Raw genomic sequence first — 16,780 nt, 5'->3', positions numbered from 1 at the left:
ATAATTTTATAAGATTTATTAAATTTAAACTGCAATTATAGATAACAATTAGTTATAATTAAATATAAGCTAAAATGATTTATTGTAATTTATAATTATACTACATTAAGAATGTTTTTAAATAAAAAATATATTGGGGTGTATTTAAAATGATAGGATTAGCAGATGCCATAAAAATTATTGAAGAAAATGTTATACCAATAAGTAGGATTAAGAGAGTTAATCTTATAGAAGCAGTAAATAAAGTAGTTGCAGAAGATATATATTCAACAATTGATAGTCCTCCATTTGACAGGTCACCATATGATGGTTATGCATATGATGCAAATTCTGAAAATAAAAGTTTAAAGGTCATAGGAATATTATATGCAGGAGAAGTGTTTGATGGTATATTAAATAAAAATGAAGCAGTGAAGATAATGACTGGTGGAAAAATTCCAAATGGAGCAAACTGTGTGGTAAAAAAAGAAGATGTGACAATTAGAGAAGACATGATAACTTTAAATGTAAAACTAAAGGAATATGACAATTATATATTTAAAGGTGAGGATATAAAAAAAGGTCAATTAATTATTAGTAAAAATCAACATATAGGGTATGATGGTATAGGAGTATTAGCGAGTCTTGGAATATCTAAATTAGATGTATATGATGATTTAAAAGTAGGCGTTTTAAATACAGGAACAGAATTACAAGATATAAATGAAACTTTAGAGGATGGTAAAATATATGATAGTAATAGATATACATTATATTCAAAGCTTCTAAAGCTTGGAATACAAGCAGATACAATATGTACTTGTTCTGATGATATACAAGAGTTAGAAAAAAAAGTAAAGGATATGCTAGAAAATGTAGATTTTTTAATTACTACAGGTGGTGTATCTGTTGGAGATAAAGATTTAATACCAGATGTATTTAGAAACATAGGAGCAAAAGAATTGTTTTGGAAGATAAATATTAAACCTGGAGGTGCTTGCTATGTAGCTACATTGGGAGAAAAAATATTGTTTGGGCTTTCTGGTAATCCACATGCAGCAATTGTGGTATTTGATAATGTAGTTGTTCCTGTGATTGAGTATTTAACATATAAAGAAAGCAGCCATTATATAAAAGCTATATTTAAAGGAGAATTTAACAAATTCTCAAATAACGATAGGTTTGTAAGTGGAAAATTATATACAGATGAAGGTAAATTATATGTTAAGTTAAATGATAAAAAAGATGCCAAGGCTAGATTATCTGCAACATTAAGAAGTAATTGCATGATTAAGATAAAAAAGAGAGAAATAATAAAAGAAAACCAATTAGTAGATGTTGTTGTTATATAGTTTTATGAAGGGGATATGGTTTTATGTATAATGTATTATCAATTGTTTCCTATTCAGGAGTGGGTAAAACTACATTAATTGAAGGTATAGTAAAAGAATTAAGTAAAGAAGGTTATAATGTTGGAGTTATCAAACACACATGCCATGATTTTGAGATGGATGAGGAAGGTAAAGATACTTATAAACATAGAAAATCAGGTGCGAGAAAAGTTTGTATAATATCAAATAAGAGGTTAGCATATATTGAAGAATTAAAAGATAAAAATCCACTATATAAAATGATTAGGTTTTATGAAGACATGGATTTGATTATTATAGAGGGGTATAAAAATTACAGATTTAAAAGATTAGAGGTAACTAGAAAAGATAAGTATAAGGATATTTTATCAAATAAATCTGATTTGATAGGTATTATAAGTGATATAGAATATGATTTAAATGTTAAGCAGTTTGGTTTGAATGACTACAAAACTATATCAAAGTACATAGAATCTTGTATAAAAAATAATACTTTAAAATTAAATGATAGTGAAATAAAAAACATATTAAAAGAATAATTTTAAGATATTATTTTGATATAAAATGGTATAATTATTTATATATAAATAAAGATATGAGAAATTTATTTAATTATAAAAATCGTATTTTGAATTATAAAACATTATAGAAATCGTAGGAGGATAATATGAAAAAAATATTAGTAGCATGTGGAGCAGGAATTGCAACATCAACAGTAGTTTGTGACAAAGTAGAAAGATTGGTTAAAGAAAATAACATACAAGCAGAAGTTATACAATGTAAAATTGCTGAATGTGCAACAAAACAAGAAGGTGCTGATTTAATAGTATCTACTACTATATTACCAACAACTTATGATATACCTGCAATAAAAGCAACAGCATACATAACAGGTATAAATACTGCTGCATTAGATAAGAAAATATTGGATGCTTTAAAATAAGTTTTTAAGTTTACAGTTATAAAAAATATTTAGTACTAAATATAGAGTTGTATCTTCGTAAAATTTTATTTACATAGATATGGCTCTTTTTAGGTGTATTTTAAATATGTAATTATATAAAACAAATATTCAATTTTATAAAAGATTTAAAATTAGTGTTATGTTATACTAATTTAAGGGTATTTTTTAGACGTATTGATAAAGGAGGATTTAAAACTTATGATAAAACAATTTGTCAAATATTATAAACCATATAAGAAAATCTTTACATTAGACCTTATAGCAGCATTCTTATTTTCTTTATGTGATTTAGTTTATCCTATGATAACTAGAAATATAATGGATGACATTGTTCCAAATAAAAATTTAAGAATGCTAGTAGTTTTTGCAGTTGTACTTATACTTATATTTATAGCAAAAGCAGGACTTAATTATTTTATGCAATATTGGGGACATGTCATTGGTGTAGATATGCAAGCTGATATGAGAAATGAGGTATTTACACACTTACAGAGGCTTCCAAATACTTATTTTGATAATAATAAATCTGGTGTAACTATGTCTAGAATAGTAAATGACTTAATGGATATAACAGAACTTGCACATCATGGTCCTGAAGATTTATTCATTTCTATAGTAATGTTAGTTGGTTCATTCTTTATACTTATAGATATAAATATTCCTCTTACTCTTATAATATTTGCTATATTGCCATTTATAATTTGGTTTGCGATAACAAAAAAAGATAAGATGAATATAGCTTTTATGAAAAGTAGAGTTACTATAGGTGATGTAAATGCAACTTTAGAAAATAGCATAGCTGGAATGAAAGTAACTAAGTCTTTTTGTACTGAAAAGGAAGAATTAAACAAGTTTGTAAGAAGCAATAAATTATTTAGGAGAGCACGACAAGATTCTTATAAAGTAATGGCAGAATACTATTCTGGTATGAACTTATATATGGATATTTTGGAATGGGTAGTTGTCATAGCTGGTGGATACTTTACTTATCTTGGAAAAATTACTTTAGGTGATTTTGCTGCATATATATTATATGTAAAAATGTTTATACAACCTATGAAGAAATTGATAAACTTTACAGAACAATATCAAAATGGTATGACAGGTTTTAAAAGATTCATAGAGATAATGGAACAAGACCATCAAAAAGAAGCTAAAAACCCTGTTGAGCTTGAACATGTAAAAGGTAATATCGAGATAGAAAATATATCTTTTACATATGAAGATGATACTCAAGTATTAGATAATCTGAGTCTGTCTATAGAAGCTGGTAAAACTATAGCTCTAGTTGGACCTTCTGGTGGAGGAAAGACTACATTATGCAATTTATTGCCAAGATTTTATGAATTTGATAAAGGTGATATAAAAATTGATGGAAAGAGTATAAGGGATGTAAGCTTAAAATCATTGAGAAAAAATATAGGTATAGTACAACAGGATGTATTTTTATTTACAGGGACTATAAGAGATAATATTCTTTGTGGAAATCCTAGTGCTACAGATGAAGAGATGATTGATGCTGCAAAAAAAGCTAGAATACACGATTTTGTAAAAACTCTGCCAGATGGATATGACACTTATATAGGAGAAAGAGGAGTAAAATTATCTGGTGGGCAAAAACAAAGAATTTCAATTTCGAGAATCTTTTTAAAGAATCCTCCAATAATAATATTGGATGAAGCTACTTCCGCTTTAGATAATGTAACAGAAAGAGAAATTCAAGAGTCTTTAGAAGAATTAAGCAAAGATAGAACAAATTTAGTTGTTGCACATAGATTGACTACTATAAAAAATGCTGATGAAATCATAGTACTGACAGATAAAGGAATTGAAGAAAGAGGTACTCATGAAGAGTTAGTAAACAAAAATGGCGTATATAGTAGATTACACAATAACTAACATATAAATTAAATTTATAAACATAGAATATATTAAGATTCATAAAGCAAATTCATTTTATATTAATGAGATGTTTTATGAAAAATGTATTCTATGTTTTATTTTTTGCAAATTATGCTCAATTATCTTTATAAGAGTACTGTAAAATAGCCAATGCATAGGATAACGTTTTTACAAAAAGAATAATTTAGAAAACTAACTTTAATTAATAGAATTTATAGAATTTTATGAAAAAAATCGAATTTTGACTTGAAATGTTTTTCAAAAGTAGTAAAATAATGGATAACTATACATACATTGTATACAAATATATTTATTTATGAGGGGGGATTTTGTATGGAAGCAATAACAGCTTTTTGTCTAGTTTTAGTATCACTGACGATAGGAGATGTAGTTTCAGCAAAAACTAAAGCTTTTGTTCCATCAGTTTTTGTATCAGCAATTATATTTATAGTAGGATTTTGGACTTTTTTCCCAGAAAATATCGTGGACCTAGCAGCTCTAGGAACACCATTGGCACAGTTAGGTATGCTTTTATTAATAACTCATATGGGAACTATGATGAGTATTAAAGAGCTAGCAGGTCAATGGAAGACAATAGTAATAGCACTAGCAGGGATAGTAGGAGTATGTGTAGGAGCTTTAGCATTAGGAACTCTAGTGTTTGGATGGGATACGGCAGTAATAGCTACACCTCCTCTTACTGGAGGATTAGTTGCATCTATAATGATGGCAGATGCTGCTACAGCAAAAGGTCTTGCAAGCTTAGCAGTTCTAGCAATTTTAATGTATGTGGCACAAGGGTTTGCAGGTTATCCTATCACAGCATTAATGCTTAAAAAAGAAGGAAAAAGACTTTTATCAGATTTTAGAAGTGGAAAAGTGACTGTAACTAAAGTTGAAGAAGAAACTAAAAAAGTACCTGAGCAAAAGAGTAAGTTTAAGATAATTCCAGATTTACCTGAAAAGTATGATACTACATATATGATAATACTTAGATTAGGACTTGTAGCATGGTTAGCAGTGCAATTTACAAATCTTACACATGAAGTTGTATCAAGATATGTTATCTGTTTAATATTTGGTGTAATAGCATCAGAACTTGGAATAGTTGACAGAAAACCACTTAATAAATCAGGTTCATTTGGGTGGTTAATGACATCATTGATGGCTTTCATATTTGCAGGATTAGCAAAAGCTACACCAGCAATGCTTGCTGAAATGGCTGTTCCTCTTGTAGGAATTATAATTTTTGGTGTAATAGGTATGGGGATATTCTCTATTATAGTAGGTAAGCTTTTAGGTGAAAGTAAGGAAATGGCATTTTCAGTTTCACTTACAGCACTTTATGGTTTCCCACCAAATTATATATTAACTGAAGAAGCAGTAAAGGCCTTGGCTGAAACTCCAGAAGAAAAAGAATTTTTGATGGATAAAATGCTTCCAAAGATGCTTGTTGGTGGATTTACTACAGTAACAATAGCTTCTGTAGTAATAGCAGGTATTTTTGTAAATCTTATATAAATTTTAACTAATAAATAAGGCATTTAAATAATAAGAAGAATATGTTACACTTGGAGGTCTGGAATGAATATTAAAGAAATAACAAATGGATATAAAGATTATGTAATCAAACTTAGAAGAGAATTTCATGAAAATCCTGAAAAAAGTATGGAAGAATTTAGAACATCAAAGAGAATTAAAGAAGAACTTGATAAGATAGGAGTACCATATGTATCAGCTGGAGGCACAGGTGTAATTGCAACTATAAAAGGAGCTAATCCAGGAAAAACTGTAGCACTTAGAGGAGATATGGATGCACTTCAAGTTGTTGAATGTACAGGTATAGAATACAAATCAAAAAATGAGGGGCTTATGCATGCTTGTGCACATGATGGTCACACATCAATGCTTTTAGGAGCAGCTAAGGTTTTGAATGATATTAAAGATGATATTAAGGGAACTGTGAAATTATTTTTTCAACCAGGAGAAGAAGTAGGTAAAGGTGCAAGAGCTATGATTAAAGATGGTGCTATGGAAGGTGTAGATGGTGTATTTGGAATTCATCTTTGGAGTGATGTGGAGTGTGGGACTGTATCAGTTGAAGAAGGTCCAAGAATGGCTTCTGCTGATTTCTTCAAAATTACTGTAAAAGGTAAGGGTGGCCATGGTTCACTTCCTCATCAAGGTGTTGATGCAGTACTTGCAAGTTCTGCATTAGTTATGAACCTACAATCCATGGTTAGTAGAGAAGTAAGTCCTTTAGAGCCACTAGTTGTAAGTGTTGGAGTTTTAAATTCTGGAACAAGATTTAATGTAATAGCAAGTGAAGCTGTTCTAGAAGGCACAATAAGATTATTTAATCCAGAACTTAGAAAACAAATTCCTACAATTTTAGAACGTATATCAAAATCTACAGCAGAAGCATATAGAGCAGAAGCTGAGTTAGAGTATGGATATTTAACACCAGCTGTTATAAATGACAAGGAATGTTCAAAGATAGCTACAGATGCAGTAATTAAGCTATTTGGAAAAGAAAGTATAGCACTATTTGAAAAAGTAACAGGAGCAGAGGATTTTGCTGAGTTTATGAATATTGCACCTGGTGCATTGGCATTTGTAGGCGCTAGAAATGAAGCCAAAGGAGCTTGTTATCCTCATCATCATGGGTGTTTTAATATAGATGAAGATGCCTTAGAGATTGGAACTGCTTTATATGTTCAATATGCAGTAGACTTTTTAAATAAATAATTTTAATATACTATAAAGAAAAAGCAGAGACTAAGTTTATACTCTGCTTTTTTATTGTCTATAATTACTATAAATGTTGACTATAAAAAAAAGATATGATATTATAAAAGAAAATGATAATCAATATCAATTAAAAAAGAAGGTGATTTAATTGAGTAATATAATGTTTGCGTTTTTAATAACTTTGTTTGCTGGTTTGTCTACTGGAATAGGAAGTTGTATAGCGTTTTTTGCTAAAAAGACTAATACTAAATTTCTTTCTGTAAGTTTAGGATTTTCTGCTGGTGTTATGATTTATGTATCTATGATAGAAATATTTCCTAAGGCACAAGATGCTTTAACGAAGTCTATGGGAGAAAAATTAGGAAGCTGGTCAACTGTAATAGCTTTTTTTGCAGGAATGGCTATCATTGCAATTATTGATAAGTTAATTCCTCAAGAAGAAAATCCTCATGAGATAAAGAAAATGGAAAATGTGGATGAAAAAAATATACAAAAAAATAAATCTCTCTTAAGAACTGGGATATTTACAGCAATGGCTATAGCAATTCATAATTTTCCAGAAGGATTAGCTACATTTATATCAGCACTTGATGATGCTACAATAGCAATACCAATAGCTATAGCAATTGCTATACACAATATACCAGAAGGAATCTCTGTATCTGTACCAGTGTATTATGCTACAGGAGATAAAAAGAAAGCTTTCTATTATTCTTTTTTATCTGGAATGTCAGAACCTTTAGGGGCAATTATTGGATATGTACTTCTTAGAAATTTTCTAAATGATACTACACTTGGAATTGTGTTTGCCATTGTTGGAGGTATTATGGTATTTATATCCCTTGATGAACTACTACCATCAGCTAGAGAATATGGTGAACATCATTTATCAATTTATGGATTAATTGCAGGAATGATTGTCATGGCTATTAGTTTATTGCTATTTAAATAGATTTTTAGATATCTAATTGTAACCTAAAATTAATATCAAAATGATATAATTATTAAAATAGATTATTATATGTCAAAAATATCATTTTGGAGGTGAATCTTATGGAAAAGAAAATGAAGTTTAAATTTGATTGGTATAGTTCACCTGATAGGATAGAAGAATGGTTAGAAGATATGGAAGAACAAGGATATAACCTATATAAGATAAGTAAACTTGGAGGAATCTTTTATTTTTATAAAGGAACTCCAAGAAAAATAAAATACGCTATTGATTATTATTATGATGCTGAGGAAGATTATTTTAATAAATATAAGTCTAGAGGGTGGAACCTTATATTTAGAAGTATTGGTAGTTTTATAGGTACATCTTCATGGTATGTATGGACTAAAACATATGAAGATGTACCTCCTAAATTATATAGTGGTTTAGATAACAAAGATAAAGTAAAATCAATTTTATTCATGAATTTATTTTTATTTACTATTTTAGTAGTTATTTTTATATATTTATTGTTCACTGAAATAAGAAATTTATTTAATGGTTATGGAGTAGATATTTGTACTATCGCATTACAAATTATGTTATTAACTTTGTATTTGTTACAATTATATAGAAGAATAATGTATTACTTAAGGATTAAAAAATTAAATAAATAAAGGGAGAAGTGTCTCGAAATAATTTTGAAAAATTATTTTGAGACACTTTTTTTATCAATAACTGTTATTCTTTATATATATTCATATCAGTTATAATCTTTTAGATTTTATTTGAATCTTGAGTATTGATAAGAATAATTTAAAAATGTTATTCTAAGGTATCAGATATTTAAAATCATATTTAAATATCTCAATAAAAAAATTCTAATAGTGTGTAATAAGAAAGTGCATTAGGAGGAACTTATGATTAGGATAGCAATTTGTGAAGATGAAAAAGAAACACAATGTTTAATAGAAGAATATCTTGATAATCTATTAAAAACTATGAATATAGAATATGAAGTACAAAAATATAGTTCTGGAGAAGATTTACTTAAAGGAAGCTTAAAAGATATAGATATACTGCTTCTTGATATACTAATGGAGCAAATGAATGGAATGGATACTGCAAGAAAGATTAGAGAAGTGGATAATAAAATGGAGATAATATTTATAACCTCTTTAATAGATTATGTGCAAGAAGGGTATGAAGTAAGAGCTTATAGATATTTGCTAAAACCCATAGAATTAGAGGAATTAAAAAAACATATATTAACTTGTATTAAAGATATTGAAACAAATAAAAGTAATTACGTTGTAATAAAGAACAAGTCTAATACATACAAGATTTATTTAAATGAAATAAAATATATAGAGATTCAAAAAAAAGATATGTTAATACACACAATAAATAAGGGTTTTGGAGTGAAGTATAGTCTAGGAAAAATAGAAAAAGATTTAAAACTAGATAAATTTGTAAGATGTCATAAAAGCTTTATAGTTAATCTAAGTTATGTAGAAAACATAAAGCCAAATATTGCTATTTTAGAAAGTGGCGAAGAAGTACCCATTAGTAGATATAGGTATAAAGAGGTTAAGGAGAAATTTTTAAAATTTCTTGGTGATACAATATGTTAAATTTTATGTCTGAGTTATTATTAATTGTATCTATATGTGTACGATTTATTATTATGAAAAGGATATTAATTTATAAAAAAGATAATAAAGAAGACAAACAAATTGTATTTTATACTTTATTGGGAATAATTTATATTGTAGTTAAAATAACTATATTATTTAATATACAAGAAAATTATATTAATAATATATATTATTTGATTGATGTTATAGTATTTATTGTCTGGGGGATATATTATAATTATTTTTACAACATAGGATATATTAAATACATAATTTTCTTTTTGCTATTTAATATTTATTATGACTGTTTTAAAGATGTTATAGATAGAATTTTATTTTTTGTAGTTACAGGTAATGTTGTTTCATCTAAAGAGTGGCTTTTAGCATCTTATTCTGATAATATGAAAGTTTACATATACAGGAATCTATTTATTATATTTGTATATATGATACTTAGTTTTTTGTATAATCGATTAAAATTGCTTAGTCAAGATAAAAGAAATTATGTATATTTATTATTTGCTTTAATAGCCAACACAATGAATATAATTGGAGTCTATATATCAAGGAAATTAGAACGGTTTAGATGGTTACATTCAGAACCATATTATTTTGAGAATTTTGTAAATCCAAAGGTAATAGGAGCTAGTAGCATTGTTCTCATATTATTGTTTAGGCAAATAATAAAAGATAATAAGTTAAAATCTCAGAATGAATTAATAAAAAATAAGTTAGATATGCAATATGCTCATTATTTAAGTATCCAAGAATCTCATATGAGAGTTAAGAAGCTTTATCATGATATAAACAATCATATTTGTTGTATAGATAATCTTAAAAGTGATGGTAAAGAAATTAATAAGTATGTAAATAATTTAAAAGATGAAATTAAAGAGTTTAAATCTATTTATAATACAGGAAACATGATATTAGACATTATAATAAATGAAAAGAGTGCAATATCTACAAAAAAGGGAATTAAATTTATTTGTGACATAAACTTTTCAAAAGTTGATTTTATAAAACCTATAGATGTATCAAGTATATTTGCCAATATTTTAGATAATGCAATAGAAGCATGTGAGAAAATATCAGATGAAAATATTGATAAATATATTAGAATTAAAGGAACTATAACAAAATCATTTTTTGTACTTAAATGTGAGAATAGTAAAGCAAATAATATTATTTCTAATAAAAATATATTGTTAACAGACAAAATGGATAAATTTATACATGGAATAGGAATTCAAAGTATTAAATCGTCTTTAGAAGAGTACAATGGAGAATTATTATTTGAAAATCAGAAAGACAAATTTATACTAAATATATACATACCATTGAATCAAGATGCTGACAGTTGGGTCGATTAAGTTACTAGTTGGGGCATATATATTAGAGCAAGCTAGTGAAAATTCATCGAATAACTCAATTGAAGATAAAAAAGATGACTCTATTAAACTGTTTGAAGATTATTCAAAAAAAGCTAATACTGTAGAAGGATTGGAAGAAGTTAAAAAAGATTTATCTCAAAAGTTTTCAAAGGTTATAACAGATAGTGGTTATAAGATCGCTAATTCAAATTCAGATGGTAGTTTTGTAGTATCTATAAATGGATTTGAAAATCCACCCGAAAAAGATATTAGAAGTTTATTTTACTCTATGTCTGAAGATCAGAAAGAAGGAAAGGCAGTGGTAGACATTCTATGTGCCAAAGAATATCCTGAGAATGATAAGTTAGATAAAAGGGATAAGTATATTAACTTTATATACAACATATTTAAGTCACTAACTAGTTCCAATTTAACTGAGAAAGAATTTGCAGATGCAGTTATAAAAACATTTAATGAAGGTGTAGGCTCTGTAGAGCTTCCTTATATGAATGATATACATGTTGAAGTTAACAAAGTTAAAAAATCTACTAAGGTTTTAAAACTAAGTTTAGAATATGAGTTTGATATTTCAAATCATTAATATAATAAAAAAATTATGGCACTGTAGAAATGTATTATAGAGAAATTTGTGATTTAAATTAGAAAATAAAGTGCATGTCTTATATTTAGGCAAGTATTTTTATTCAAAAATACATTATTTATGGTTGCCATTTCATGTTAAAGGACAGTATAATATAATTAAAGTATGTTATAACATACAAAAATTAATATATATTATCCAAAGGGGGATTTTAAATGAGTCAAACTGATAGAATAGAAGCATTTAGACAAGAATATGTTAATTCTAAACCTATGATATGTTGTGAAAGGGCTAGAATTTTTACAGAATCACATAAAAAGACTGAGGGAGAAGCCATATGTATAAGAAGAGCAAAAGCTTTTTTAGATGCATGTAAAGAACTTCCTATAAAAATATTTGAGAATGAATTAATTGTAGGTACAGCTGGTAAATTCAGAAGAACAGGTATATTAACACCAGAATTTTCTTGGCAATGGGTAGATAAGGAAATGGATACTTTTGATGAAAGAACTCAAGACCCATATGTAATATCAAAAGATCAAATAGAATTTATAAGAAAAGAGATATTTCCATATTGGAAGGGTAAATCTTTGGAAGAAGTTTTTTTAGCAAGAATTCCAGAAGATACAGCTAAGATATTGGTAGATACAGGAATAATAGATAATGATTCTAAGTGGAGACAGGCAGTAGGGGAAGTAACTCCAGATTATCAAGATATATTATTTGTAAAAGGATATAAGGGTATCAAGGAAGAAGCAGATAAGAAGATAAAAGAACTAGACATCTCAATTTCAGAAAATATTGAAAAAATAGATTTCTATAAGTCTGTTTCTATCGTTGCAGATGGTATCATGACATTGGCAAATAGATATTCAAAACTTGCAAAAGAAATGAGTGAATCAGAGAAAGATTCAAAAAGAAAGTTAGAACTTATAAAAATATCAGAAGTATGTGAGAATGTACCAGCAAATCCTCCAACTAGTTTTTATGAAGCGATACAATTTGTATGGTTTGTGCAATTAGGTGGTGTTTTATCTGAAAATCCATTAGCATTGAACTTAGGTAGATTTGACCAATATATGTATCCATATTATGAAAAAGATACTAAAGAAGGGAATATAACTAAATCAGAGGCTCAAGAGTTGATAGAGGCTCTATGGATTAAGCTATCAGAGTGGGTATGGACAATATCAGCAAATACAGCAAATTATTTTGCAGGATACAACCAATTTCAAAACCTTACTGTTGGTGGCAAAAAGAGAAATGGAACTGATGGAACTAATGATATTTCATATATGTGTTTAAAGGCAACAGAAAGTGTAAAAACTCATCAACCAGGTTTAAGTGTTAGAATAAGTCAGGGAGCACCAGATGATTTTGTTATGGCAGTTGCGAAATTGGTAAAACAAGGTACTGGTTTTCCTGCTATACACAGTGATAGTGCAGGAGCACAAATGTTACTTCAAGATGGATATGATGCAGAAGATGCAAGAGATTGGAGCAATTGTGGCTGTGTTGTTCCTCACTTTAGAAAGACAGGTCAATGGACTTCAGCAGTAAATATTAATTTTGCAGCAGCACTGGAATATGCTATGAATGAAGGTAAGAGTAGATTAACTGGAGAAAAAATGGGATTAGATGTAAAAAATATCAACGAATTTGCATCTTTTGAAGAAGTTAAAGAAGAGTTTTTAAAGCAACTAGCATATCTTATAAAAAATTCTGTTATAGGAACTACTGTTGCTCAACAAATTCATAAAGAAATAGTACCGAGACCATTTTTATCTACTTGTGTAGATGGTTGTTTGGATAAAGGTGTTGATTTGAGTAAAGGTGGAGCAAAATACAATATAGGACCTGTTTTAACAGGTATAGGATTAGGTGTAGTTTCAAACTCATTGGCAGCTATAAAAAAATTAGTATTTGAAGATAAGGTTACTACATTAGAAGAGTTAACAAAGGCATTAAATAATGATTGGGAAGGCTATGAAGAATTAAGAAAGCTTGCTTTAGATGTTCCTAAATATGGAAATGACAATGATTATGTAGATTCATTGGCTATTGAAGTTTCTGATTTTTATTATAGTGAAACTAGAAAATATAAGGATATTTTTGGCTCTAAATTTAATAGTGCATTTATGGGTATATCAAACTATGTTCCAACTGGAAAAATAGTAGGTGCAACTCCATGTGGAAGAAAAGCCACAAAACCTTTGACAGAAGGAGTTTCTCCATTTGTCGGAACTGATACAACAAGTCCATTAGCAGCTATGAAATCTGCATCAAAAATAAATCATGATGTTCACACTGGAGGAACACTTCTAAATTTAAGATTTAATCAAGATTTGGTTGAGACAGAAAGAGGACTTAGAAACCTAGCTTCTATGGTCAAATCGTATTTTGCACTAGGTGGATTCCATGTACAATTTAATACAATATCAAATGATGTCTTATTAAAAGCTCAAGAAAATCCAGAAGAATATAAAGATTTATTAGTGAGAGTTGCTGGGTATAGTACTCAATTTGTTAATTTATCAAGAGAGATGCAAGATGCTATAATAGCTAGAAACTCACATAGTAAATTTTAATTATGAGGTAGATTATGAGTAAAAAAGGTAAAGTTGTAAAGGTACAACATTTTTCAGTAAATGATGGTGATGGAATAAGAACTACTATATTTTTAGAAGGATGTAAATTAAAATGTAAGTGGTGTTCTAATCCAGACTCATGGAGCAATATAGTAAAGCTAGGAATTATGAAGGATAAGTGTATATCTTGTAATAGGTGTATAGATGTTTGTCCTCAAAATATAAGTTCATTATCTGATAGAAGTCAAATAAATAATAAGTGTGATTTGTGTGGAAGATGTGTTAAAACATGTCTCAATGATGCTATCTGTATAATGACTGAAGAAATGAGTGTTGAAGAGATTGTAAAGGAAGTTGAAAAAGATTTTATATTTTTCTTTGAGTCTAACGGAGGAGTAACTTTTTCTGGAGGAGAACCCACACTTCAAATTGATTTTTTAAGAGAATTAGTTGATGTTTTTTATAATAAAGGTATAAACATAGCAATTGAAACTTGTGGATATTTTGAGTGGAATAAAGTGAAAGATGTCTTTGAAAAAATAGACCATATATTTGTAGATATAAAATCTATGGATGATAATGTTCACAGAGCATATACAGGAGTAAGTAATGAGATAATATTAGAAAATATATGTAGACTTTCAAAATTAAACAAATCTATGGTTATAAGAGTACCAATTATTTCTGGAGTGAATGATAGTGAAGAAAATATAAGAAACACTGCATTATTTGTAAAACAAAATGTTTTAGGTGGAAAGATGGAATTACTTCCATATCATAAATTTGGACTTGATAAATATAAAGCATTAGGGCTTGAAGATTATATGTATGAATTTGATGAAATTTGCAATAGCCATATGTTAAAATTAAAAGAGATAGTAGAACTTACAGGCGTAAAAATCATAGAATACAAATAGACTATCAGGAGGATTTTAACATGGATAATAAATTTCCTAATGTAGGAGAAAATTTAAGGTTATTAAGGCAAGACATGGGCATAAGTTTAGATAAAGCTTCAAAGATGACAGGAGTTAGTAAAGCAATGCTGGGACAGATTGAAAGAGGTGAATCGAGCCCCACTGTATCTACCTTATGGAAAATTTCATCTGGATTCAAAATAAATTTTACAACACTATTAAATGAAAATACAAACACTTATGAGGTTATAAAAAAAGAGGATGTGGAACCTATTATTGAACAGCAAGGCAATATGAAGTTATATCCCATATATCCTTTTAGCCCTCAAAGAAGGTTTGAACTTTTTATAATTGAGCTTGAAGCAAATTGTACACATGTTTCATCTACACATAGTCATGTTCTGGAAGAGTATGTACTTGTAATAGAAGGTAAACTTGAGCTTAATGTAGATGGAAAAACTTATATTTTAGAGTCTGGACATTCAATTAGATTTGATGGGACGCTAGAACATTTATATAAAAATTTAAATAATGGAAAAACTGTATTTCATAATATAGAAGTTTATAGATAATTTTATAGTTATCCATTTTGGGAATAAATATTTATTACCAAAATGGATAACTTATTTTTGTAATGTCGAAAAGATTTGTATACATGTACTAACATTATTGTTTTAAAATAAACATAAAAGCATTATAATAATATTAATAAAATATAATAAAGAGGAAGAATATATGATTATGAAAGTTTTATTGACAGTATTAGTATTAGCAATCTTATATATTCTGTATAAGTATGAAACTCAACATATAGAAACAACAGAATATACCATATTTAATGAAAAAATTCCAAAGGAATTTAACGGCTTTAAAATAGTTCAAGTAAGTGATTTACATAATAAGGTATTTGACAAAAACAATAACAAAACATTGATAGATAAAATTGAATCCTTAAATCCAGATGTTATATTTATAACAGGAGATTTAGTTGATGGAGAAAATAAAAATTTTCAAATTGCATTAGATTTAATTGATAATTTAGTAAAAAAATATGAAGTATACCATATAGTTGGAAATCATGAACAAAAATCTTTAATAAAAAAATATAAACATCTATATAAGGATTATTTTAAGGAATTGTATTCAAAAAAAATAATAAATATGGAAAATGAATCTGTAAGAATATATAAAGGAGATAGTTATATTAATCTATATGGTTTAATCATACCATTGGGATGCTATCCATATTTTTTTGCTAATAATAAAAAGTTAGAATTGAGTGACAATTTCGTAGAAGATAAGTTAGGTAAAATAAACGAAAATGAGTATAATATACTTTTAGCTCATACGCCGTTCTTCTTTGAAAAATATGTAAAATGGGGAGCTGATTTAGTTCTGGCTGGTCATGTTCATGGCGGTATAATAAGAATACCTTTTGTTGGAGGTGTACTATCTCCAAATAGAGAGTTTTTTCCTAAGTATGACTGGGGAAAATATGAAAAAGGTAGTAGCACTATGGTTTTAAATAAAGGCTTAGGAGGCTCAAAAGTTCTTATTAGACTTAATTGTAAACCAGAAGTAGTAAGGATTACATTAAGGTCTAATTAATAAGGTTTTTTGTGTATATAAACATCAATGACATATATATAAAATTGATGTAAAACCATATCAAATAGATACAATTATAAATTTTTAATAATTATTTGATTAATTCAAATAAAATGCTATTTTTAGCATGTAATATTTAAAATATAGGGGGTAGTCAAA

Annotated in this window: 15 protein-coding genes; all 15 read left to right on the top strand. The window is 27.7% G+C overall.

Translation table 11 applies throughout. The annotated features are described in order from the left end of the window. Nucleotides 1–149: 149 nt before the first annotated feature. The 15 genes from KGF45_RS06300 to KGF45_RS06230 all read left to right on the top strand — a co-directional run bounded on the left by KGF45_RS06300 (nt 150) and on the right by KGF45_RS06230 (nt 16,621). The gene (locus KGF45_RS06300; RefSeq protein ID WP_227827038.1) at nt 150–1,331 is read left to right on the top strand and encodes a molybdopterin molybdotransferase MoeA; all 1,182 of its coding nucleotides are present in this window, start codon (nt 150–152) and stop codon (nt 1,329–1,331) included. Between the two features lie 23 nt (nt 1,332–1,354). After that, nucleotides 1,355–1,888 carry a molybdopterin-guanine dinucleotide biosynthesis protein B gene (gene mobB / locus KGF45_RS06295; RefSeq protein WP_227827039.1) on the top strand — a complete coding sequence of 178 codons (534 nt, stop codon included), beginning with the start codon at nt 1,355–1,357 and terminating at the stop codon, nt 1,886–1,888. A gap of 128 nt (nt 1,889–2,016) precedes the next feature. Beyond that, nucleotides 2,017–2,292 carry a PTS sugar transporter subunit IIB gene (locus tag KGF45_RS06290; RefSeq protein ID WP_227434042.1) on the top strand — a complete coding sequence of 92 codons (276 nt, stop codon included), beginning with the start codon at nt 2,017–2,019 and terminating at the stop codon, nt 2,290–2,292. A gap of 219 nt (nt 2,293–2,511) precedes the next feature. Continuing rightward, the gene (locus KGF45_RS06285; protein WP_227841996.1) at nt 2,512–4,212 is read left to right on the top strand and encodes an ABC transporter ATP-binding protein; all 1,701 of its coding nucleotides are present in this window, start codon (nt 2,512–2,514) and stop codon (nt 4,210–4,212) included. Nucleotides 4,213–4,548: 336 nt separating this feature from the next. After that, entirely contained in the window at nt 4,549–5,736 is a 1,188-nt protein-coding gene (locus KGF45_RS06280; protein WP_227827041.1) for a hypothetical protein, read from the top strand. Nucleotides 5,737–5,799: 63 nt separating this feature from the next. Next, nucleotides 5,800–6,963, top strand: coding sequence for a M20 family metallopeptidase (locus KGF45_RS06275; RefSeq protein ID WP_227841995.1), 1,164 nt, complete (start codon nt 5,800–5,802; stop codon nt 6,961–6,963). Nucleotides 6,964–7,126: 163 nt separating this feature from the next. Beyond that, nucleotides 7,127–7,918, top strand: a complete 792-nt coding sequence (gene zupT, locus KGF45_RS06270; RefSeq protein WP_413840768.1) for a zinc transporter ZupT — start codon at nt 7,127–7,129, stop codon at nt 7,916–7,918. Between the two features lie 101 nt (nt 7,919–8,019). Next, the gene (locus KGF45_RS06265) at nt 8,020–8,574 is read left to right on the top strand and encodes a DUF2812 domain-containing protein (protein ID WP_227827044.1); all 555 of its coding nucleotides are present in this window, start codon (nt 8,020–8,022) and stop codon (nt 8,572–8,574) included. A 243-nt stretch (nt 8,575–8,817) separates the two neighbouring features. Continuing rightward, entirely contained in the window at nt 8,818–9,531 is a 714-nt protein-coding gene (locus KGF45_RS06260; protein WP_227841994.1) for a LytR/AlgR family response regulator transcription factor, read from the top strand. A 284-nt stretch (nt 9,532–9,815) separates the two neighbouring features. Then, complete coding sequence (locus tag KGF45_RS06255; RefSeq protein ID WP_227841993.1) at nt 9,816–10,907, top strand: ATP-binding protein; 1,092 nt, start codon at nt 9,816–9,818, stop codon at nt 10,905–10,907. Further along, nucleotides 10,885–11,508: a hypothetical protein gene (locus tag KGF45_RS06250; protein ID WP_227827047.1), complete on the top strand. Its 624-nt coding sequence runs from the start codon at nt 10,885–10,887 to the stop codon at nt 11,506–11,508. Before KGF45_RS06255 ends, KGF45_RS06250 begins: the two co-directional genes overlap by 23 nt. Before the next feature lie 215 nt (nt 11,509–11,723). Further along, the gene (locus KGF45_RS06245) at nt 11,724–14,096 is read left to right on the top strand and encodes a glycyl radical protein (RefSeq protein WP_227827048.1); all 2,373 of its coding nucleotides are present in this window, start codon (nt 11,724–11,726) and stop codon (nt 14,094–14,096) included. 14 nt (nt 14,097–14,110) lie between these two features. Further along, on the top strand, nt 14,111–15,013 hold the full coding sequence (locus KGF45_RS06240) for a glycyl-radical enzyme activating protein (RefSeq protein ID WP_227841992.1): 903 nt from the start codon (nt 14,111–14,113) through the stop codon (nt 15,011–15,013). 20 nt (nt 15,014–15,033) lie between these two features. Then, entirely contained in the window at nt 15,034–15,585 is a 552-nt protein-coding gene (locus tag KGF45_RS06235) for a helix-turn-helix domain-containing protein (protein WP_227827050.1), read from the top strand. Between the two features lie 163 nt (nt 15,586–15,748). Continuing rightward, the gene (locus tag KGF45_RS06230; RefSeq protein WP_227827051.1) at nt 15,749–16,621 is read left to right on the top strand and encodes a metallophosphoesterase; all 873 of its coding nucleotides are present in this window, start codon (nt 15,749–15,751) and stop codon (nt 16,619–16,621) included. Nucleotides 16,622–16,780 lie beyond the last annotated feature (159 nt).

It is taken from the genome of Clostridioides sp. ZZV14-6154 (assembly GCF_020657785.1).
In the GTDB taxonomy this organism is placed as follows: Bacteria; Bacillota; Clostridia; order Peptostreptococcales; family Peptostreptococcaceae; genus Clostridioides.
This window is presented reverse-complemented; position numbering and strand designations above follow the sequence as displayed.